Annotated in this window: 23 protein-coding genes and 1 tRNA gene; 4 read left to right on the top strand and 20 right to left on the bottom strand. The window is 56.9% G+C overall.

Annotated features, from left to right (window positions below; translation table 11 throughout):
* Positions 1–18: 18 nt before the first annotated feature.
* The 7 genes from THEVEDRAFT_RS05840 to hrcA form a co-directional block, all read right to left on the bottom strand.
* Positions 19–1,209 carry a MiaB/RimO family radical SAM methylthiotransferase gene (locus THEVEDRAFT_RS05840; RefSeq protein WP_245522612.1) on the bottom strand — a complete coding sequence of 397 codons (1,191 nt, stop codon included), beginning with the start codon at positions 1,207–1,209 and terminating at the stop codon, positions 19–21.
* 135 nt (positions 1,210–1,344) lie between these two features.
* Positions 1,345–2,070, bottom strand: a complete 726-nt coding sequence (locus THEVEDRAFT_RS05845) for an RsmE family RNA methyltransferase (protein ID WP_245522613.1) — start codon at positions 2,068–2,070, stop codon at positions 1,345–1,347.
* Complete coding sequence (locus tag THEVEDRAFT_RS05850) at positions 2,045–2,911, bottom strand: 50S ribosomal protein L11 methyltransferase (RefSeq protein ID WP_006583792.1); 867 nt, start codon at positions 2,909–2,911, stop codon at positions 2,045–2,047. The genes THEVEDRAFT_RS05845 and THEVEDRAFT_RS05850 overlap by 26 nt, the downstream gene beginning before the upstream one ends.
* Positions 2,912–2,985: 74 nt before the next feature.
* On the bottom strand, positions 2,986–4,134 hold the full coding sequence (gene dnaJ, locus THEVEDRAFT_RS05855) for a molecular chaperone DnaJ (RefSeq protein WP_006583793.1): 1,149 nt from the start codon (positions 4,132–4,134) through the stop codon (positions 2,986–2,988).
* Between the two features lie 15 nt (positions 4,135–4,149).
* Positions 4,150–5,967 carry a molecular chaperone DnaK gene (dnaK, locus tag THEVEDRAFT_RS05860; RefSeq protein ID WP_006583794.1) on the bottom strand — a complete coding sequence of 606 codons (1,818 nt, stop codon included), beginning with the start codon at positions 5,965–5,967 and terminating at the stop codon, positions 4,150–4,152.
* Between the two features lie 60 nt (positions 5,968–6,027).
* Positions 6,028–6,651 (bottom strand): nucleotide exchange factor GrpE, encoded by a 624-nt coding sequence (locus THEVEDRAFT_RS05865; protein ID WP_006583795.1) that lies wholly within the window; start codon positions 6,649–6,651, stop codon positions 6,028–6,030.
* 6 nt (positions 6,652–6,657) lie between these two features.
* Entirely contained in the window at positions 6,658–7,668 is a 1,011-nt protein-coding gene (hrcA, locus tag THEVEDRAFT_RS05870) for a heat-inducible transcriptional repressor HrcA (protein WP_006583796.1), read from the bottom strand.
* A 191-nt stretch (positions 7,669–7,859) separates the two neighbouring features.
* Here hrcA and folP point away from each other — a divergent pair, with 191 nt between their 5' ends.
* Complete coding sequence (folP, locus tag THEVEDRAFT_RS05875; protein ID WP_006583797.1) at positions 7,860–9,074, top strand: dihydropteroate synthase; 1,215 nt, start codon at positions 7,860–7,862, stop codon at positions 9,072–9,074.
* On the top strand, positions 9,071–9,559 hold the full coding sequence (gene folK / locus THEVEDRAFT_RS05880) for a 2-amino-4-hydroxy-6-hydroxymethyldihydropteridine diphosphokinase (RefSeq protein WP_006583798.1): 489 nt from the start codon (positions 9,071–9,073) through the stop codon (positions 9,557–9,559). Before folP ends, folK begins: the two co-directional genes overlap by 4 nt.
* Before the next feature lie 199 nt (positions 9,560–9,758).
* Here folK and THEVEDRAFT_RS05885 read toward each other — a convergent pair whose 3' ends face one another.
* From THEVEDRAFT_RS05885 to THEVEDRAFT_RS05940, 12 genes are all read right to left on the bottom strand, one after another.
* Positions 9,759–10,103 (bottom strand): hypothetical protein, encoded by a 345-nt coding sequence (locus tag THEVEDRAFT_RS05885; protein ID WP_006583799.1) that lies wholly within the window; start codon positions 10,101–10,103, stop codon positions 9,759–9,761.
* A gap of 28 nt (positions 10,104–10,131) precedes the next feature.
* On the bottom strand, positions 10,132–10,587 hold the full coding sequence (locus tag THEVEDRAFT_RS05890; protein WP_006583800.1) for a peroxiredoxin: 456 nt from the start codon (positions 10,585–10,587) through the stop codon (positions 10,132–10,134).
* A 65-nt stretch (positions 10,588–10,652) separates the two neighbouring features.
* Positions 10,653–11,516, bottom strand: coding sequence for a thiamine pyrophosphate-dependent enzyme (locus THEVEDRAFT_RS05895; protein ID WP_006583801.1), 864 nt, complete (start codon positions 11,514–11,516; stop codon positions 10,653–10,655).
* 6 nt (positions 11,517–11,522) lie between these two features.
* Positions 11,523–13,247: a 2-oxoacid:acceptor oxidoreductase subunit alpha gene (locus tag THEVEDRAFT_RS05900; protein ID WP_006583802.1), complete on the bottom strand. Its 1,725-nt coding sequence runs from the start codon at positions 13,245–13,247 to the stop codon at positions 11,523–11,525.
* A gap of 125 nt (positions 13,248–13,372) precedes the next feature.
* Complete coding sequence (locus THEVEDRAFT_RS05905) at positions 13,373–14,995, bottom strand: carbon starvation CstA family protein (protein WP_006583803.1); 1,623 nt, start codon at positions 14,993–14,995, stop codon at positions 13,373–13,375.
* Between the two features lie 74 nt (positions 14,996–15,069).
* The gene (locus tag THEVEDRAFT_RS05910) at positions 15,070–15,498 is read right to left on the bottom strand and encodes a hypothetical protein (RefSeq protein ID WP_006583804.1); all 429 of its coding nucleotides are present in this window, start codon (positions 15,496–15,498) and stop codon (positions 15,070–15,072) included.
* A gap of 53 nt (positions 15,499–15,551) precedes the next feature.
* Entirely contained in the window at positions 15,552–15,755 is a 204-nt protein-coding gene (locus THEVEDRAFT_RS05915; RefSeq protein ID WP_006583805.1) for a heavy-metal-associated domain-containing protein, read from the bottom strand.
* 78 nt (positions 15,756–15,833) lie between these two features.
* On the bottom strand, positions 15,834–18,005 hold the full coding sequence (locus THEVEDRAFT_RS05920) for a heavy metal translocating P-type ATPase (RefSeq protein WP_006583806.1): 2,172 nt from the start codon (positions 18,003–18,005) through the stop codon (positions 15,834–15,836).
* A gap of 55 nt (positions 18,006–18,060) precedes the next feature.
* Complete coding sequence (locus tag THEVEDRAFT_RS05925) at positions 18,061–18,504, bottom strand: hypothetical protein (protein WP_006583807.1); 444 nt, start codon at positions 18,502–18,504, stop codon at positions 18,061–18,063.
* A 62-nt stretch (positions 18,505–18,566) separates the two neighbouring features.
* Positions 18,567–18,986: an acyl-CoA thioesterase gene (locus THEVEDRAFT_RS05930; protein WP_006583808.1), complete on the bottom strand. Its 420-nt coding sequence runs from the start codon at positions 18,984–18,986 to the stop codon at positions 18,567–18,569.
* A complete protein-coding gene (locus THEVEDRAFT_RS05935; RefSeq protein WP_006583809.1) occupies positions 18,986–19,399 on the bottom strand; it encodes a CoA-binding protein in 414 nt (137 codons plus the stop codon). Before THEVEDRAFT_RS05935 ends, THEVEDRAFT_RS05930 begins: the two co-directional genes overlap by 1 nt.
* A 102-nt stretch (positions 19,400–19,501) precedes the next feature.
* On the bottom strand, positions 19,502–19,870 hold the full coding sequence (locus tag THEVEDRAFT_RS05940) for a hypothetical protein (RefSeq protein WP_006583810.1): 369 nt from the start codon (positions 19,868–19,870) through the stop codon (positions 19,502–19,504).
* Between the two features lie 67 nt (positions 19,871–19,937).
* On the opposite strand from THEVEDRAFT_RS05940, the gene THEVEDRAFT_RS05945 reads away from it, so the two are divergent.
* Positions 19,938–20,024, top strand: a tRNA-Ser gene (locus THEVEDRAFT_RS05945).
* Between the two features lie 19 nt (positions 20,025–20,043).
* Here the strand turns inward: THEVEDRAFT_RS05945 and THEVEDRAFT_RS05950 are convergent.
* Entirely contained in the window at positions 20,044–20,343 is a 300-nt protein-coding gene (locus THEVEDRAFT_RS05950) for a hypothetical protein (RefSeq protein ID WP_006583811.1), read from the bottom strand.
* 188 nt (positions 20,344–20,531) lie between these two features.
* Here THEVEDRAFT_RS05950 and THEVEDRAFT_RS05955 point away from each other — a divergent pair, with 188 nt between their 5' ends.
* On the top strand, positions 20,532–20,927 hold the full coding sequence (locus THEVEDRAFT_RS05955) for a hypothetical protein (protein WP_040825358.1): 396 nt from the start codon (positions 20,532–20,534) through the stop codon (positions 20,925–20,927).
* Positions 20,928–20,969 lie beyond the last annotated feature (42 nt).

The following is a 20,969-nucleotide window of genomic DNA, read 5'->3' on the forward strand; positions in this document are numbered from 1 at the left end:
AAGGACACCTCACTGGGCTTACAAAGGATACAACAAATCATCGGACGGGACAAAAGCCCCCTCCCCCACCACAAGGGTCCCTCCCATCGATGCGGTGGGAGTCAGCTCTACCACCACCCCCAAAGGCCCATGATAGGGGAAACGAACCCTTACAAACCCCTCGGTAAGACCGTCCGCCAGGCCTTCCGACACCCTCTCCACCAACACCGTAACCCTACGGCCAACAAACCTGGAAGCGAAGCTCTCCAACCGGGAAGCCCCCAATTCCAAGAGCCTATTAAGCCTCGCCCGAACCACATCCGGCGCCGGCCTCTCCCAATTAAAAGCCGGAGTGCCCGGCCTTGGGGAGTACGAAAAAGGATGTATACGCCCCACCGAGGCCCGATCAAGGACCGTCAGGGTTTTCTCAAAGGCCTCATCGTCCTCCCCTGGGAACCCAACCATCACATCGGAACTCAGATGAAGATCATCGCCCAGGATGCTCCTAGCCCGGTCAGCCAGGGCCACATAATCATCCCCCCGGTAGCCCCTCCCCATCCGCCTAAGGACGGAGTCATCCCCACTTTGGAGGGGGATGTGCAGGTGCCTCATAAATGCCCCACAGTCCCCTAGGACACGGAGCAACCTCTCCCCAACAGAAAAAGGCTCGATGGAACCAAAGCGAAGCCTCTTGAGCCCCGCCACCTTCCCCAATGCTTCCACCAGATCCGCCAGGTCAAGGCCCTCCCAGTTGTAATCCCCCAGATGAACCCCGGTGAGCACGACCTCTAAAGCCCCGGAATCCAAAACCCTACGCGCCTCATCCAAGACATCCCCAAAGGGTCTCGATATCGAAGGACCTCTGAGCTTGGGGATTATGCAGTACGTACAACCCCTGGAACACCCGTCTTGGACCTTAATGAACGCCCTGGTGTGCCTGGTGGGTCTTAAAAGCGAAAGGGAATCCCAGGAGCTTCCTCTCTCCCTGTAGACGGGCTCCAACCTCTCCCCTCGGACGTGACGTTCCACCAGCTGGGGCACCAGATGCTTCATACCGTTAACCAGACCCACGTCCACTCCCATGCTCGAGAGGTCCTCATCGGACACCCGGTCAACCCAACATCCGCAAACCACCAAAAGGGCATCGGGGTTCCTGCGCCTCAGACGCCTTACCTCCTGCCGGGCCTTCCTCTCCGCCTCGGCGGTCACCGCACAGCTGACCAACACCATAACCCCCGCATCCTCTACCCTCTGGGCCTCATCGGGCCCCCAAGGAGAGCAGCTCGGAAGCTATGGCATCCCCTTCATACTGATTTACCCTGCACCCGTGGGACACCACGAAAAAACCAACCCCCGCTAGACCGCTCACAGGGAACACACCTCCGGGTGAAGGATCCTTGCCGCCCCTAGGGCAGCGGCGACCGCGGTGGACGCCCTAAGCACCCTGGGACCCAAGGAGACCGCCTTAAAACCCGCCCCCTTGAGGATCTCCACCTCCCTAGCAGTCCAATCACCTTCCGGCCCCACCGCGATAGCCAGGTCTCCCTCCGGCAAGGCGGATACCAGAGGCACGGAATCGGGGGACAAAAACGCCCCCAATCGAACCTCCGGCAGCTCCGACAGATCCAGCACATCCAGGGGCTTCAAATCCATGAGCTCCGGGGCCCTAAGAGCTCCACACTGCCTGGTGGACTCGAAGAGAATCCTCTCGTAACGCTCCTTCTTCCGCCCCCAGTCATCCGGCCTAGGAACGGAACGTTCACAAAGAACTGGCCAAATCCTGGCAACCCCAAGCTCACAGGCCACCCTTAGAACCTGATCCCATTGATCCGCCTTCAGAAAACCAACCAGGAGATCCACCCTTCGAAGGTAATCAACCCCAGGGGAACTAGAAACCTCAAGGGCCTCAACTCCGTAAGGGGTGACCTGAATCCTTAAGAGCACCGACCCCTCCTGGCAAAGGCCCTCCACAAGGGCACCGGTGTAACATCTTAAGACCTTAGTAAGGTGCCTAGCCTGGGCCTGATCCAGCAGGTACCTGCCTTCTCCTGTCTTCGTACAGCTCTCAAGCCTTAGGCGATGCAAGGACACCCCACCAGTCCCCCTGGGTCATCTCCGCCAAAACATCCATCCCGTTTTCCCTAAGGGCCTCCATGAACTCATCTCTCTCGGCGGCTAGAAGCCCGGAGAAAACGCAAAGCCCCCGATCAGTCAGAACCTCACCCACTTGGGGAAGCATAGTCAAAAGGGGATCCTTCAATATGTTTGCGGTGACCAAGTCAACCTTCTGGGAGAAGCCCTTCAAGAGATCCCCCTCCTCAAAGGACACCTGGCCCTCCAGCTGGTTGAGAGATAGGTTCTCCTCAAGCTCTGAGGCCACCGTACCATCCAAATCCCTGGCAAAAACCCTTGAAGCCCCGAGCTTCAACGCCCCTATGGCGAGGATCCCGGATCCAGTCCCCACGTCCAAGGCGCTGAAGCCCCTACCCAGGGAATCGCAGGCCCTCTCCATGAGCTCAAGGGCTATCCTGGTGCTCTCGTGATACCCGGTTCCAAAGGCACTGCCGGGTTTTATTATTATGGGCACCCGGTCCCCTTCATAGGAATCCGCATGCCACGGAGCGGTTATGACGAAAGACCTTCCAGCCTCAACCGGGGTAAAGCCCTCCTCGCAAACCTTATACCAAGGCTGGTTTTCAAGCTTCCCAGAGTCCTCCACCACGATCCCAGGGATGTCCCGGAGGGCATCCAAAAGCCTCCCCTGCCAATACCCAAGGTCATGGGATGACAGGAAATAGTATCGAATCCTAACCCCTGACGGCAACTCCTGAACCTCAGATCCGCAGCTGCCCGCTATGTCAGCGGCGGACATGAGCGCATCCTCGTATCCATCCGGCCCCATGAGGGTTATGTACCACCAAAAAGAGCCCAAACGACACACCCCTCTCTAGTACTCTCTGAAACTCCAAAAGGGGGAAGCGCCGAAAGCACTTCCCCCCACATGGGTTAACCTCCGAAAAAGCCCTTCAGCTTGTCTAGTATACCCTCTTCCTGTCGGACTTTTACGTTCATCTCCTGGGCTAAGGCCTGAAGAAGCGCCCTTTGCCTCTCCGTCAGGTTCTTGGGAACCACGACCCTCACCTGAACCAGAAGATCCCCCCTGCCGCCGCCCATCCTGGGCATGCCCTTGCCTCTGATCTTCAGCACCGATCCCGGCTGAGTCCCAGGCGGTATCTCTATCCGCTCCACCCCGTCAAAGGTCTCCAGGGAGATCTCGCTGCCAAGGGCAGCCTGGGGGAATGCGACGTCCACCTTAACCCTGAGATCCGCCCCATGTCTTTCAAAGACCTTATGGGGCATGACCTCCACTATGAGGAAGAGATCTCCGGGAGGCCCACCGTTGATCCCCGCCTCGCCCTCGCCGGGAATCCTAAGCCTGGTTCCGGTCTCTACCCCCTTGGGGATCTTAATCTCAACCCGGTGCGGTACCCTCACCCGGCCCTGCCCCTTGCACTCCTTGCAGGGGCTGTTTATCACCCTACCCTTACCGGAGCACCTGGGACAGGTGTTGACCTGCACGAACTGGCCAAAAGGGGTCCTCATGGACTGCTCCACCTGACCGCGGCCACCACAGCTAGGACAGGTCTCGGGCTTAGTCCCGGGTTCCGCCCCAGACCCCCCACACCTCATGCAGGTCTCCCATCGAGGTATGGTGAGCTCCTTCGATGAACCCCTGAAGGCCTCCTCCAAGGTAACCTGCAAAACCGTCTCCACGTCGGCTCCCCTTCGGGGGCCGGAGGGGCCCCTTCCGGGGCGCCCCCCCACACCGCCGAAGAAGTTCTCGAAAAGATCGCCGAAGAGATCCCCAAACGGATCACCACCAAACCCGCCGAACCCCTCAAATGGATTACCCCCGGGAGGAACGTCTCCCACATACCCAAACTGGTCGTACTGGGCACGTTTGGCAGGATCGCTCAAGACCTCGTAAGCCTCGTTGATCTCCTTAAATTTGGCCTCCGCGTCCTTATCGTTCGGGTTCGCGTCCGGATGATACTTACGAGCAAGCTTGCGGTAGGCCTTCTTTATCTCCTCCGACGTGGCCTCCCGGGATACTCCCAATATGTCATAATAATCCTTCTTTCCCGGAGCAGCCACCGGCCACCACCCTCCTTAAGCCCTTCCGGCGTCCTTGAAGTCCGCGTCCACGGAACCGGTATCATGCCCCGTTCCGGAGGCGTCCGATGGGCTCTCAGCACCGCCGGAGGCAGAGTATATCTTATGAGATATGCCGTGAAGCGCCTGGGTGAGCTCCTCAATGCCCCGCCTTATGGCAGCCGCATCGTCCTTGGCGGTGAGCTCCTTAAGAGCCTTCACCTTATCCTCCACCGGAGCCTTCTCATCGGAGGTAAGCTTGTCCCCAAGATCCCTCAGGGTCTTCTCGGTGTTGTACACCAAGCTCTCCGCCTCGTTCCTGGCCTCCGCAAGCTCCTTCTTGCGGCGGTCCTCCTCCTCATGCTGCTCCGCCTCCCTGCGGAGACGCTCTATCTCCGCCTCGGAGAGCCTTGAGGACTGTATCGTTATGTGCTGGGCCTTGCCGGTTCCCTTGTCCTTGGCGGTGACGTTAACTATACCATTGGCATCCACCTCAAAGGTGACCTCTATCTGGGGCACCCCCCTGGGTGCGGGAGGAATCCCATCGAGGATGAAGCGCCCAAGCTCCACGTTGTCGTTAGCCATGGGACGCTCCCCCTGGAGCACCCGTATCTCCACCTGGGGCTGGTTGTCCGCCGCGGTGGTAAAAACCTGGCTCTTGGAGCAGGGAATCGCAGTGTTCCTCTCTATTATCTTGGTGAACACCCCTCCCAAGGTCTCAAGACCAAGGGACAAGGGGGTCACGTCAACCAACACTATCCCGCTCTTCTCCCCACTGAGCACCGCACCCTGTATGGCAGCCCCCACCGCCACACACTCGTCCGGGTTGATGCCCTTGGTGGGCTCCTTGCCCAACAGCTCCTTAACCTTACGCTGCACCATTGGCATCCTGGTAGAACCACCGACCAGAAGGACCTTGTCTATCTGAGAGGCACTGAGTCCCGCATCCTCTAGCGCCCTCTTGGTGGGGGCCACGGTCCTCTCAAGAAGGTCCGCGGTCATGTCCTCGAACTTGGCCCGGGTCAAGGTGAGCTCCAGGTGCTTGGGACCGTTCTGATCCGCAGTTATAAAGGGCAGGGATATGGTGGTCTCCATCATGGAGGAAAGCTCTATCTTCGCCTTCTCCGCCGCCTCCCGGAGACGCTGGAACGCCATCTTGTCGTTCCTCAGGTCTATGCCCTCGGACTTCCTGAACTCGTCTATCATCCAGTCCACTATGCGCATATCCCAGTCGTCACCGCCCAGGTGGTTGTCCCCAGAGGTGGCAAGCACCTCGAAGACCCCATCTCCAACGTCCAGGATGGACACGTCAAAGGTCCCACCGCCCAGGTCGAACACCAGTATCTTGTGGTCCCCCTCCTTGTCCACCCCGTAGGCAAGGCAAGCAGCGGTGGGCTCGTTTATGACCCGCAAGACCTCAAGCCCCGCTATGGTACCCGCATCCTTAGTGGCCTGCCGCTGAGCATCGGTGAAGTAAGCAGGACACGTTATGACCGCCTGAGTAACCGGCTCCCCAAGGTAGTCCTCCGCGTCCTTCTTGAGCTTCTGGAGTATCATGGCAGATATCTCCTGGGGAGTGTAGGCCTTGCCGTCTATGTTGACCTTGTAATCGGACCCCATCTTACGCTTTATGGAGATAATGGTCCTGTCGGCGTTGACTATGGCCTGCCTCTTGGCCAACTGTCCCACAAGCCTCTCCCCGTCCTTGGTGAAGGCCACCACCGACGGAGTGGTCCTGCTGCCCTCCGCGTTAGGTATTACCGTTATGTTGTCCCCTTCCTTGACCGCCACACAGCTGTTGGTGGTCCCAAGGTCTATTCCTATCACCTTTCCCATGAAAAACACCCTCTTTCGCAAGATTTTTCTACTTCTCTATGCTGACTTTATACCTCTGCCTCAGCCCTTGAACTTTGCAACCTTAACAAGGGCGGGCCTTATCAACTTTCCCCCTAACAGATACCCCCTTTGGAGCTCCGCCACCACCTTGCCGTCCATCTCCGGATCCCCGGTCTCCTCAAAGTCCACCGCCTCGTGGACCGAAGGATCGAAAGCCCCCTCCGAAGCAACCCGCTCCAGGCCAAGGCTCTCCAGGGCGGAGAGGAACTGGCGGGCCACCATCTGAACCCCCTTTATCACCGGGTCATCCACCCTGTCGGTGCAGGACAAAAGGGTCCTCTCCAGGTTGTCCAACACCGGGATCAAAAGGCCCACCGCGGACTCCGCAGATCTCTTCCTCTCCACCTCCCGATCCCTTTCAACCCGCCTTACATAGTTTGTGAAGTCCGCTTTGTTGCGCAAAGCCTCCTTCATGAGGTCATCGTAGCTGTCCTTTAACTTGGACAGCTCCTCCTCCATCCTCTTTATATCCCGATCCTTACCCCGAAGCATCTCCACCAGCTCCACCTTGGACATCTCCGCCACCATAAGATCCTCCTGGCGGGACACCTCCGCAGAAGGGGAAGCCCCCTCCTGGGAAGCAGGACCATCAAAAGCTGCATCAATCAAGCGATTCTCTTCCATGGCACGTTACTCCTCCAAACCCTCGATGGCAGATGCCACGTCCTCAAGCACCGATATTACCCTCTCATAGTCCATCCTCTTGGGGCCTAATATGCCCACTATCGCCTTAGCCCCTCCCTTGGGGCTGGAGGCCAGCACCAAAGAACAGTCCTCCAGCTCAGGGCACTGAGACTCCTCGCCTATGACAACGCTCACCCCGTTGCCCACCGAGTGCCTAGCCACCAGCTCCGCCAACTCCTCCTCCTGCTCCAGCAGGGAGAAGAACGCCTTGAGGCGGCTTAGATCCTGAAAATCCGGAAGGCTCAACATCTGACTCACCGGACCGGTAAAGACCCGGACCTGCCTGGACTCCACCATCTCCCCCAGGGTGCTAAGGGCTACTCGACAGGCCTCAGAGAACTCCGAAAGCTGATGCAAAAGGTACCCCTCCAGAGAAGCCCTGACCTCCGACCAGGGCCTCCCGGACACCGCCATGTTCATCTTCCTTGAGAACTCGTCAAGGAGATCGCTGGACAGGTCCCAAGGCATGGGGATAACCTTGTGATGCACAAGCCCACCCTCCAGCACGACAACCAAAAGCACGTTCCTACTATCAACCTTGAAGAAGCTTACGTTCTTTATGGTTACGTCGTTCAGGGGGGCTATGGCACCTATCCCCACGTAGTGGGTAAGCCTGCCCAAAAGGTCCGTGGCCTCGTTGAGAAAGCCCTCAAGGTCTTGCCTCTTGCGCTTGAGCGCCTCCGCCAAAGGCAGCCCAACGCCCTTTGAGCGGGATCGCTGGAGCACCGAGTCCACGTAGAGCCTGTAAGCCCTCGTGGTAGGGACCCTACCAGCGGAGGTGTAAGGTTGAGAGAGAAAACCCATCCCCTCCAGGTCCGACATCTCGTTCCTTATGGTGGCGGGACTGTGAGAGCAGAGGTACCGCTTGGACACGGTCCTGGAACCCACGCTCTCCCCGCTCCTTATGTACTCGTATACCACCGATAACACTATCTCCAACTGACGCTCCGTAAGCATGGGGCACACCTCCATGGCCTTGGCACTCTATAAGCAAGACTGCTAACACCCAAGCCACGGCAATTAAATTACCTCTTCTTTGGCCAATTGTCAATACAGGTCAAAAAAATATGTCCGGGTTCTAATGTACAATCTACCGGGTCTCAAAACGAAGAAAATCCCATCGGACCCAGCGGGATAGGAGGACTGTCATGACTCCATACAGACTGGAACTCACCGACGACACGGAGCTGGCGGAAAGGCTCGCTAGCATTGGGGCGGACATGAGAAGCCTGCCCTTCTTCTCCAAGAAGAAACAGGTTTTGTGCCTTGGGTTTAAAGACCTGGACTTCAGGGCCGCCAACGCCATAAAACAGGAGATGCTTGCCCGGGGAGGAGATGCGGTGGTTCACAGGGGCGCCATATGCGGATCCGTGGACCGCTCCTCGGTGATCATCTTAGGCACCTTGGGACAGCTCCAAAGCCTCGCCGAAAAACTTAACCTTATGCCCTATTTCGGCCTTCAAGAGGTCCGGGACTCCCTGATTAAGGCCCTTAGAGGGATGGGGATCCGGAGATGGAGCTTGCCCCTTCCCGGGGGGCGCACGCTGGAAATGGGGGATCACACCAAGGTGATGGGGATAATAAACCTCACACCGGACTCCTTCTTCGAGGCCAGCAGGTCAAACGGAGTTGAACGGTGTCTTAAGACCGCTGAAGAGATGCTCTCCCATGGAGCGGATGTGCTGGACCTCGGGGCGGAATCCACAAGACCTGGGTCCGATCCGGTGAGCCCCGAGGAGGAGCTGGAGCGCCTTATAAACCCCCTCAGGGCCATAAGACATCGGTTCCCTGAGGCCGTGATATCCGTAGATACCTACAAAAGCACCACCGCCGCGGCCTGTGCGGAGGAAGGGGCGGACATCATAAACGACATATCAGGCCTCACCTTCGACCCCCAAATGGCCGGCACCGTGGCAAAAAGCCAGTGCGCCCTGGTGCTCATGCACATAAAAGGCAGGCCCAAAGACATGCAGAAGGACCCTTCTTACCAGGACCTCTTCGGCGAGATCATTGACTTCTTCGAGTCTCAGATAGACCATGCCAAGAAGGCCGGAATAGAGGAAGACAGGATAATACTGGACCCGGGGATAGGCTTCGGGAAGAAACCCTCCCACAACCTGGAAATCCTAAGGCACACCGAGGCCTTCTCAACCCTAGGCAGACCCCTGCTCATAGGAGCCTCTAGGAAGAGCACCATCGGCCTCGCCACCGGGGCAGAGGACCCAGCGGAGAGACTGGAGGGGACCTTGGCAGTAACAGCCCTTTGCGCCATGAAAGGGGTACCACTGGTAAGGGTTCACGACGTCAAGGAGAACGTTAAAACAATAAAAATGATCAATTCTATCAGGAGGGGTTCCTTATGAGTAAAGTAGTCCTAGCCCTGGGATCGAACCTGGGAGACCGGCTGGGGGCTCTCCGATCAGCGGTTAACCATCTCAAGGCCCGAGGGTGGATTCCCCTCAAGTCAAGCCCGGTCTTCGAGACCCCACCCTTCGGTTACGAAGAGCAGCCCAGGTTCCTAAACGCCTGTATCACCATGGAATGCCCCCTTGAAGACCCCCTGGAGATGCTGAGAGAGGTAAAAGCAGTTGAGACCCAGATGGGGCGGGTTCAGCGGTTCAAGAACGGGCCGAGGGAGATCGACGTGGACATACTATTCGTGGACCAAATGGTGTTTAATTCTCCGGACCTGCACATACCCCATCCAGGCATCCAGGAAAGGGCGTTCGTATTGGCCCCCCTAAACTGCATAGAGCCCGGATGGGTCCACCCAAGCCTAAACCTCTCGGTGTCGGAGATGCTGGACAGGGTTGATAAAAACGGGGTCATAAGGATAACCAACCTGTAGAGCAGCCCCGGGGAAGAAGGGCTAAAAACAGGAGCCACCTTATCCGCAAGGTTAAGGGGGACAGCAAGGCCCCGATGGTTAGGCGGTTGTGAAATTGCCCCAGCTTCAGGACCTTACAGGCCCTGGGCTATCGTCAATGGCCGAGGGGCCCCATTGGGGCCCCTCAAAGCCTGCGGTTTTGGACCAGCTTGTGGGGACGTCACTTTACCACAAGGGTACCGCTGGCGGTCCCCATTATGGAACAGACAGCGACCACCTTCACCTCAGCTCCCTTGGGCAGCCCGCTCAAGGCTACGGTCTCCATAAGTCCACCCACGCCGCTCTGATCCTTGTACTCCCGCTGCTCTACAAGCTTACCCCCCACGAAAACCGATAGGCGGCTCACATAGTGTTTCGTGGGATCCGATACCTCATGGACCACGGTCACGTAAAGGTTGGATCCGTCGTAAGACAGGTCCACCTTGGAGGGCGGATGAGCCAAAGCGGCCCCACATATGCCCATCAACATCAAGAGAGTTGCCACGGTCCTAGCCAAAAACCTCAAGGGAAACACCCCCTTCCTTGGGGGTAGTTTACAATATGTTGAGCACCTCTTCAAAGTCCGGCAGGGTCTTTATCTCGTAAACCTTTACCCACTGCACCTTGCCCTCCTCGTCGATCAGGACGTTGGCCCTCTCGGAGAAACCGTTCTTCTCCCGGAAAAGACCCAGGGACTCCGCCACCTCCCCGTGGGGCCAGAAGTCCGCCAGGATCTTGAGGTTTTTAAGCCCCATGGAGTCCGCCCAAGCCTTCTTGCAGAACATGGAGTCGACGCTAAGGCCCAAGGGCTCCACGCCCTTCTCCGCAAACCTATCGTACAGATCGTCCAGGGCCTTCATCTGATCCCTGCATATCGGGGTCCATGCCAAAGGATGGAACGAAAGCAGCACCTTTTTACCCCTGAACGAAGAAAGGGTTACGTCGTTACCGTCCTGGTCCTTTAGGGTAAAGTCCTTAACCAAATCCCCAACCTTAACAAGATCTGCCATGCTTATCTCCTCCTCTTTCTTGTTTTTATCTATTTTTCATGCCCATAAGGCGTGAAAAAATGCGATCATCTGAAAGAATCCAGCAAAAGGTTCAGCTCCTCCGGATCCCTTCGCCTCTGATAAAGGGGCCTTGGATCACCAGACGCGTAGGGAGCCAAGGTCCTGTGAAACGGGGTACCCGCATTTTTATAGAACACCCCCACAGGATAGGGGGCTCCTCTCAATGCCAGCTCCATAGCCCTGATCCTATCCGACGGATCGTGGTCATCTCCTATAGGCACGGTATTGTCACGAAACCACTGATACGTGTTTATCTTGTTGAAAGATACGCAGGGCTGAAAAACGTCCACCAGGGCATAGCCCTCCCAGGCCAGGGCCTTTGTCATAACCTCCACCATCATGGCCTTGTGGGCGCAGAAAACCCTGGCCACGAAGGACGCCCCAAGGGATATGGCCACCGCCAGGGGATTGAAGGGCTCCGAAGAAACCCCCTCCACCTGAACCGGGGTTACCATCCCCCTCGGACTCGTAGGAGACGCCTGCCCTTTGGTAAGGCCGTACACCATGTTGTTGTGCACCAGGTGCAAAACGTTCGGGTTTCTCCTTATGGCGTGCAGGAAGTGGTTACCCCCTTCCCCATACATATCACCGTCACCGCCAACACATATCACCTTGAGGTGGGGGTTGGACGCCTGGATAGCCGTGGCAACCGGCAGGGCCCTTCCGTGAAGGCCGTTGAAGAAGTGGCTTCTGAAGTAATGGGGAAGCTTGGCAGCCTGTCCTATGCCCGATACAACCACCACGTCACTTGAGGTCAATCCAGAAAGGGCTACCGCTTCCTTAAGGCAGTCCAATATCGGGAAGTTGCCGCAGCCGGGACACCAGGAGTTATCCCCGGGAACATCGAATGTCCTTGGATCCACCGCCATAACACTTCACCTCCCAATCGCTTCGCCGATGGAAGCCTCCGCCTGCTCCACCGACATCTGGAGCCCGGAGTAGTGACTAATCCTGCGGTGGGTAACGAAACCGTGAAGCTTCAAGATACCATCCAGCTGTCCCGTAGCGTTACCCTCCAGGACTATTAACCGCTTCCCGCCAAGAAGACCTCTAAGCTCTTCCACCCGCAAGGGCCATACTTGGGGAAGGTGGACCTGCGTTATCCCACCCCCCAAACGTCTTATAGCCTCCTCCACGATCCACTTAGTGGACCCCCAGCCAATAACCGCCACGTCCGCCTCCAGGTCTCCTGAAACCACGGGAGGCATGGCACAGGACTTAAGCCCCTCCGCCTTCTTCAGCCTCTTATCCACCATTCGGACCCTGAGCTTGAAGTCCTCCTTCATGTGGCCGGTTCGGTCGTGCTCATGGCTGTCAACACATACAAGCCCATCCCCCAAACCGGGTACTCCCCTGGGAGAAACCCCGTCCTCGGTAATCTCGTATCTGGCGTACTCACCAGAGGTCACGACCACATGGTTGGACAGCACCGAGTCAACCCTGAAGGGAGTCACAGACCAGGAGCTGTCCAAGAGGTACTGGTCGGTGAGGATGAAAGCCGGCACCTGGTAGCGGTCTGCCACGTAAAAGGCTTGTTGGGTACAAAGGAAGGCCTCAACCGGATCACCAGGGGTGAATATGGCCCTTGGAAACTCCCCATGCCCGGCGTAAAGCGCCAAGTTCAAGTCTCCCTGCTCCGTCCTGGTGGCCATGCCAGTGGCAGGCCCTGGACGCTGTCCTATGTGAACCACCATCGGCACCTCGGTCACCCCCGACAGGCTCACCGCCTCACACATGAGGGCAAAGCCCCCGCCGGATGTGGTGGTCATGGCCCTTCCCCCCGCATACCATGCCCCCAACACCATGTTGGCGGCACATATCTCGTCCTCCGCCTGCTCCACGATTACCCCGAACTTCCTGCCATGGGCCGCCATGAGCTGAAGAACCCCGGTCCCCGGCGACATGGGATAGGCGGTAACGAAGTCACATCCACCCGCAAGAGCACCTAGAAAAACCCCGTCGTTCCCGGACAACAAAAGACGCTCCGCCAGCTCTTCGTGGGGGGTAAGGGAGATAACGATCCCAAGCCTATCCTTAAGGCCAAGCCCCTCCTGGTAACCCGCCAAAGCACCTTTGAGGTTGCCATCCAATATAGCCTGCCCCTTAGAGCTGAAACGGGACCTCACCTCCCTGACCAGGAGGTCCTCAGGAACCCCCACGATGGCCCCCATGAGGCCAAGGACCACGGAACTTATAAGAGATGGAGACCCGGCGGATCGGCTTAGGGCTAGGAGGGGAAGGGGGATGAAGGTACCGCCTAGGGATGCCGCCTCATCTGCCATCTCATCCGGATCTGCCAAAACCAACGTATACTCCCCTATGCGCTCCCGTATGTTATCCCTTATACCCTTGTTCATGCATATGAGCAGATCGATCCGGTCAGCCAAAGCACCAACCGGAAACTCGGATATCCTAAACTGCGAGGAATTGCTGCCCCCACGGACCCTGGACATAAACTCCTTAGTGGCGAAGACGTGAAGCCCATGGCGCTTGAACATCTTAGCCCCAATAGCCTCAACGGTCTGAAGCCCTTGTCCGGCGGCTCCGCAAATCACGATGGAAAGTTCCTGAGAACCATCGCGAGGAAGAGAAACCGACATCCCCACACCCCCTTCGCATTTATCTGTAACAATTTCAGTTTATACCATCACACACTAAAGTCAACAGACCTGGCGAACCTGTTTTAAGTACAAACAAAGCCCCGGGCAAAGCCCGGGGCATCGAATCAAAGGGCGTCCTTCTTAAGGGCTCCAAAGGCCTCCTTCACCATGAGGATTGCAAGGATCATCAGGAGAACCGAGGGAACCACCAAGATGTAGTTAGGAGTGGCCAGCATGAGGTTATCCTTGATCATTATTGCAAGGGCGCCAACGGTTGTGACCAACATAAACCACATGGGGACCATGAGGAACGAGTTGTCCTTCTTGAGCCCCTTGGCCACCCAAACCGACACGGACAACAGGGCAAGGGCGGCCACCATCTGGTTCGAAGCCCCGAAGACCGGCCATATGGCGGCCCAAGCGGGCACCTCCTTGCCGTCCGCCCCATGGATCTTGACCAACAAAAGAACCAGGGCTCCCACAACGGTTATTAGGGTAGCGCTGTACTTATCAACCTTGTAGTTGGTCAGCTCCTGTATCTGATACCTGGTGAGCCTCGTGGCGGTGTCAAGGGATGTAAGGATGAAGGAGTTTATGGCCAAAAGCCCAAGGGAGACACCAACCTTTGGGTTGATGCCCAAAAGGCCTGCAAACTTCCCAAAGCCCTTGGCGTAAGTGACCACTGGACCTCCCTGATCCACCGAACCGCTTATCATGACCGTACCTATGGCTATCACAGCCACTACGCCTTCAAGGAGCATGGAGCCATAGCCCACTGCAACGGCGTCGGTCTCCTTGCGGAGCTGCTTGGACGTGGTGCCGCTGCCAACAAGGGAGTGGAAGCCCGATATGGCTCCACAAGCCACCACCACAAAAAGCATGGGCCAAAGGTACTGGTTCCCAGCGGAGAAACCTTTGAACGCGGGCAGGGTAACCGCGAAGTCGGATCCCCTTCCAAGCAGCATGCCCACACCGCCTATGATCACCGAGAAGTACAGGAAATAGGACGCTAAGTAGTCCCGGGGCTGCAGGAGAAGCCACACGGGCAAAACCGACGCGGCAAATATGTAAACCGCCAGGATCCAACGCCAGGTCTCAACGGGCAGGGAGAACACATCCTGAACCCACTGGGCATCGTTTCCGTACCAACAGGCATATATGACTATTGGCACCATAACCACTGTGGCCCAAAGCAGGGAAATTCTGTAGCGATATACCATCACCCCAAAAACCATGGCTAGCAATATGTACAGCATGCCAGAGAAGGCCACCGCGGGATCCGCAGCGAAGGAGTTGGCCGCCAGCTGAAGGAACACCGCCACCACAAGCACCAACGCCAGTATGGTAAAGCATAGGAAAAGAACCTTGCCCTTCCGGCCTATCCATCGGTCCACCACCTCCCCAACGGACTTTCCCTCGTGCCTCATGGAGGCGACCAGGGAGCCCATGTCGTGGGGGCCACCGACAAAAGCGGATCCGATAAGACACCATATGTAGGCCGGGAGCCAGCCGAACATGGAGGCCGCAGTTATGGGCCCCACTATGGGACCCGCTCCGGCTATGGAGGAGAAATGATGCCCCAACAACACGGACGGATGGGCAGGACAAAAGTCCACGCCATCGCAAAGGACCACCGCGGGGGTGTCCTTGTTGGGGTCAAGAGCATAAAGTTCAGCCATCCTATTGCCGTAAAAACGATAACACACCGCAAAAACGGCCAAAGCGAATACCAAAAGCCCTAGAAGCAAAATTAATCACTCCTCTCTACGCCAACCTCTTAAATCACTCTAAACTGCCATTCAATAAAACAATGGCCAATCCCCTATACCCTTTCACTCCCCCCTCTCACCTCGAAGTTACCCTTCCATGCGGCCTGAGCTATGGCCCCAAGGTCCTCGAACCCCCTTGGGGCCTCGATACCAGGCCCCAGAAGGCAAACCTCCGCAAAACCCCTCAAACCGAACAGAAAGGACCGTACCCTCCGCTTCCCATCCCCGTTTAGGCCTGACCAAAGCAGGAAACGCTGGGTCATTACATTCTCCATGGGACGAACAGACCCAATGAGATCTTCCGCGTGGCCTCCGCTGAACTCACCCCAGAGTATGTGGTCAAAGGCATAGTAGCGGCACACCTCCCCCAAAAGACCCCCCTTTACGAAGGCCACGCGCCTCCTTACCCCATTAAAGTCCCTCCACCCCCAGGGCTTGAACCCAAGGGATTCGAAAAGCCTCATCCCACCGCGAAGATCCAAAAAACCGCACCCCTTCAGCCAAATTTAACACCAAGAACAAAAAAAGAGGGGGATCACTCCCCCTCCCTGCAATCGTATCCAGCTTCCTCGATGGCCTCAAGCGCAGTCTCAAGGCTGCCCCGGTCATCGGACTGAAGGATCACTTTCTTCGACGAGAGATCAACGGTGAAATCCTCAACTCCCGCTTCCCTGAGGGCCTTTGATATGCGGTCCACGCAGTGGCCGCAGGACATATCCTCAACCTTTATGCTCATCATGTCTCAACACCTCCCCGATTTTAACCATACACATTCGCCATCAAGATGTCCTAGAACCCACAAAAACGAGCCGGCTTTTCATTCCCTGGACCTTATCCTAAGCGAGTTGATTATAACGGTGATGGAGCTGCAAAGCATGGCAAGTTCCGCCAACATTGGATGCATTACGCCCAACATGGCAAGGGGGATGAAAACCAGGTTGTACCCGAACGCCCCCGCCAGGTTTTGGGCTATCACCCTCGAAAGACCCCTTGAGATGTCAAAGGCCCTTACCACTCCGGAAAGGCCGGGCCTCACCAAGACCAAGTCAGCGCTGTCTATGGCCAAATCCAACCCACTTCCCATGGCGATACCCACGTTAGCCCCCTTAAGGGATGCCGCATCATTTATGCCATCCCCAACCATGGCCACCTTGAGCCCTTTGCTCTGCAGGGAATGTACGAGCGCCAACTTGTCCTCCGGCTTCATCCTGCCTCGCCAGCTGCCGATGCCCGTCTCCTTCGCAACCCGCATGGCCACCTCTTCGGAGTCACCGGTGGCCATGATCACCTCAACACCCCTTTCCTTAAGGGCCCTGAGGGCCTCCAAACTGTCCTCCCTCAGGGGATCCCTAAGGCCCAGGGCCCCCAAAACCTCCCCGCCCTTCCGCACTTCCACCACGGTCAATCCATCCTGAGCCCAGCTGGTCCATTTTGAATCTGAAGGCCTACCTACAAACCAGTCCTCCCCCGCTATGACCCCGAATATCCCTTCGCCAGGAACCTCCCTTAGATCATCCACCTCAACCCTCTCAACCGCGAAGCTGGAAGATATATGAGCCACCACGGCCTTGGCTATAGGATGCGAAGACGATGATTCAATGGACAACAGGGAACCCAGCGCCCAATCGGGCAGATGACATCTAACCACCGCAGGACGTCCCATAGTCAAGGTTCCGGTCTTGTCCAAAACCACCGCCCCTACCGACTTCAACTCTTGGAAAGCCTCCCCGTCCCTTATCAGAACCCCGCATGAGGACGCCTCCCCCGCCGCCACCGCAAGGGCCATGGGGGTTGCAAGCCCTAACGCACATGGGCATGCAATCACAAGGGTGGCCATGGAGGCGTATAACCAGGGCCAAGCGGTGCGGGTGATATTAAGCCCTAATGAGGAGAGTACAAACCCCCGAATGAATTCCATCGGGCCTTCCATGGCAAGCCAAAGGACCCCTGACAACACCGCAAGGGAGATGACCACCGGGACAAAGTACATGGTGATGCGATCCGCAAGAGCCTGTATGGGCGTCCTTGCCCCCTGGGACTCCCGGACCATCTGGAGCATCCGGGATACGAATGACTCATCCCCCACCTTGTCCGCCCGTATTATCAGAGGACCGGTGAGGTTCAAGGAACCGCTAACCACCGGGTCCCCTGCCCCTCTTGTCGGCAGATCGGACTCCCCGGTTATGAAGGATTCATCCACGCTGGAAACGCCATCTATGATGAGCCCGTCCACTGGTATCCGCTCCCCGGGTAGAACCCTTACCACCTGACCCACCTTAAGAAACTCCTCCGGGACTAGCTCCTCCCGGCCTTCCTCAAGCACCCTGGCCATCCGGGGTTTCATGTCCATGAGGCTCCTCACCTTCTTAAGGGCCCTGTCCCTAAGCCTGGACTCGATGAACCTCCCGGTCAGGTGAAGCACCACCATCATGGTCCCCACGGCCGCAAAGGACGGCACCTCCGGGGAGACCACGTTAAGAAAACCGGTAAAGGAACCCGCCGCAGCACCAATGCCTATCAGGACATCCATGTTGGCATGCCGGTGTGACAAAGCTATCCATGCGCTGCGGAAGATGCTCCTTCCTCCGGCGAATACGGCTAAAAAGGCAAGGACCGCCTCCACAAGGGGACCAAGGGGAGCATGGCGATGCAGAAACATGTGGTAAGCCATGTTGAACCATACCGGTGTGGAAAGGACAGCCGCAATAGCCAGATTCATCACCGATGCCCTGTATCGCTGGTTCTCTCTAGAATCCGGGGCCTCAGAGAACGGAACCATCGGGTATCCCGCCCTCTCCGCGGCGGCTAACAACGCCTCTTCCGACACCTCCTTGCCACATATCACCAAGGCAGTCTCGGTTGCAAGGTCCACGGACACAAAACTTACCCCCTGTACCTTCGAAAGCCCCTTCTGCAACATCCTGGCGCAGGTGGCGCAGGTCATCCCGGATACCCGGTACGTCCTCTTTGTTAATTCTAAGTCAGACAATTTTAAACCCCCACTTATGCAACTAGACAAATCTTAATCCCAATACCTCCAAGAATTAACGCCACAGGTCTAGGCGCACCGCCCCCAACGGGGTAATCACCAGGTTACCCACAAGACGCCCGCCCTTCAAAGAGCTGTAGATCCCAAGGGATACACCGGGGGAGAAGGTATGCCAATTGGGATAATAGGTTATGAGATCCGCGTAACCAGAACCTATGAAGAACGCCCTTCCTCCGGCATCAAAGGTCTCCCACCGGTTTGTCTTGAACCAAACGACCCTGAGAGTCTGGCTCCTTGAGGACAGCGTAACCTTGAGGGAAAAGGGCTCCCTGCCCTCCTTAGCCCTAATCAGAACGCCCCTAAACCAATCGCAGGCCTCTAACGCGGCCTCTTTACATCGGGCATCCTCCGGATCTGCGGTGAAACCACCATACATCCTAAGGACGAAAACCCCCAGGAAAAACGAGGCCAACAGGAGCGATATAAGGAGTTCCACCAAGCTGAACCCGCCGCGGCGCCAAAAGATCCGCTTGCCCTTGTTAACACAAGACGGGGAAGACCCTACCCCCCTGACACGTTTATCCTCTCCTTAAGCCAGAGATAAAAAGGGTTGTCTCCAGTCATCAAACGTCCGGCCCTGTCGCATATGCCGTGCTTTGTGGTCCCCTCCGCAAGTAACACTTGGTCTAGCAAAACGCGGTATGAAAAGGTCACGCTGTGAGGGGACAGGTCCTTCAGACGGCACTCCACGGTTATTACATCATCGTAGCGGGCGGGTCTTTTATACCTGCAGCGGGCCTCCACCGCAGGAAGGAGTATCCCCCTCCCCTCCCACTCCCTGTACGAGATCCCTAAGGCCTCACAAAAGGCCCCCCTTGCAACCTCGAACCACACCAGATAATTGGCGTGATACGCTATCCCCATCTGGTCGGTCTCGCTGTAGCGGACCCGGACCTGCACAGCCTGAAACGGCAGGGACATCAAAGGGTACCTCCGGATAAGGACCTGTGGACCGCCATAACGCACCCCTCAAACACCTCGAACCCCAGGGTTCTAAGCGCTTCCTCCCCCTCCGGGTTCTCCGCTCCGGGCTGGAAGAAGACCGCAGGCCTGCCCTTCGTTCGCCCCAACGATTCGATCACTTCCCGCTGATTAGCGGGGGACAGGAACAAGGCCACCACATCCACGTCCTCCGGCAGCGCCGATACATCGCCGAGGCATACGTCCCCGTTTACCTTTTCACCCTTTATGGATGGGTTCACTGGGTATACCTCAAACCCTTTGGACTTTAGATACTTATGCACCCGATTTGACATCCTGTCTTCCTTCGCGGAGGCACCAACTATAGCCACCCTTCGGGCGGACGAGATCACCGATTCCATTTTTGAAGACATTAAGCATAACCTCCTTAACGACATCATCCACCTATTCTCCGCCAAACCCCATCACAAAACCGCCAAGACCCCTTTGAACTCAAGCTTATTGTTCTTGTTGTTTTATTTTCCACAGGCTCCACAGCTCTCGTCCAACAGCATAACCCTTACCCCCGAGGGTATCAAGCGGGATTTTAAGGTTAGGACGACCTCTCCTACGGATCGGGCGGGCAGATATGCCCCCTCGGGCCTGCCCCAGGCGCTTGATAGCTGGTTACCCAATGAGTCAAGCAACACCACCGCCACTCGAGGGGACGGGACCCTCTGCCCCCCTAGGTTCTGCACGCGAACAACGGCCCTCCCGAGCCTTAAGACCGCGTCGTAGGACCACTCAAGGCTTCTTACGGTCAGCGAGACCTTCTGCCCCCTCGTCATACCCCAAGAAGGGGCGGAGAAACCAAGGAGAAGGAGGGAAACACATAGCACCGCCATCGGCGTTCTAAGGCTGCATACGCCGATGCGAACAAGCCCTTTTTGTGATAAAATCGTCTCCGCATGCGGAGGGCTGGCCGAGCGGTCTAAGGCGGCTGACTTGAAATCAGTTGTGGCACTGCCACCGCGGGTTCGAATCCTGCGCCCTCCGCCAAACATGCTCAATCCTACTGTCAAGCCAACCACTGTCTGAACTGTCCCTTCCCGTAAGGATAGTCCTTGAACAGCATTTCTACCTCCTCGTAGCTTCTGCGAGCCACCAGATAGGTCATGGAGACCGGGATATCTCCCTGCCAACCCTCCAAAACCCTATACTGATATACCACGTCCATGTCCTTGTTCCCCGGCACGGGCACCCTGTTAGGCCATGCGGGAGGCACGCTGGGTTCTCCAACCCTGCTAACGCCATAAAGGTACGATACCTCCCCGGGCACCCGGTAACCGGACCTCTCCACCACCCCGGATATCCTCATGAAGGCCGCCCCCTTTCTTCTGCATTTCTACATCGTTTCCTGCTCTACTCAATCCCATTCGTTAAAGTATCATAGCAAAAAGAAGGGCAATTAAGGAGTACCCTAAAGCCACCCCCATCCCTTGACTTTTTGTTTAACTAGCTGTAGTTTTTGCCTGATACCATAACACCTAGGGGGGTGCAGGGGGGATGAAGAGACATTTCTTGCCTTGGTTAACGATTTTGCTGATTCTGACCTCAACCGCCATGGCGTCCGCCAGGGAGTTAAACATCGCTGGACCTTGGATCCTAGAATATCCGCATGGGAAGGGAACGCTGATCCTCACAAGGATGGGGGACACATACGTAGGGGATCTCACAATACCGCGTCCCCAGTCGGGAGGTTCTTTCGTTTGGAAGGTTAGGATGCTGACTCACCCATCTCACGTTACGCCGGGGTTCACCGTAAGCTTTGACACCGGATCAAACGTTTTCCTTTTCTTAAACCTCAGCAGCGAGGTCAGCGGCGTAGGCTGGATAAACCCAGGAACGGAGAACGCGGAGCTGCAATCCCTCTTCGGAGTCAAGGTACCAGCTCACCGGTAGCACGTAATGCACAAAGCTTCTCCGCCTCTCCAAAAATTAGCT

The sequence above is a fragment of the Thermanaerovibrio velox DSM 12556 genome, from assembly GCF_000237825.1.
Taxonomy (GTDB): Bacteria; Synergistota; Synergistia; order Synergistales; family Synergistaceae; genus Thermanaerovibrio; species Thermanaerovibrio velox.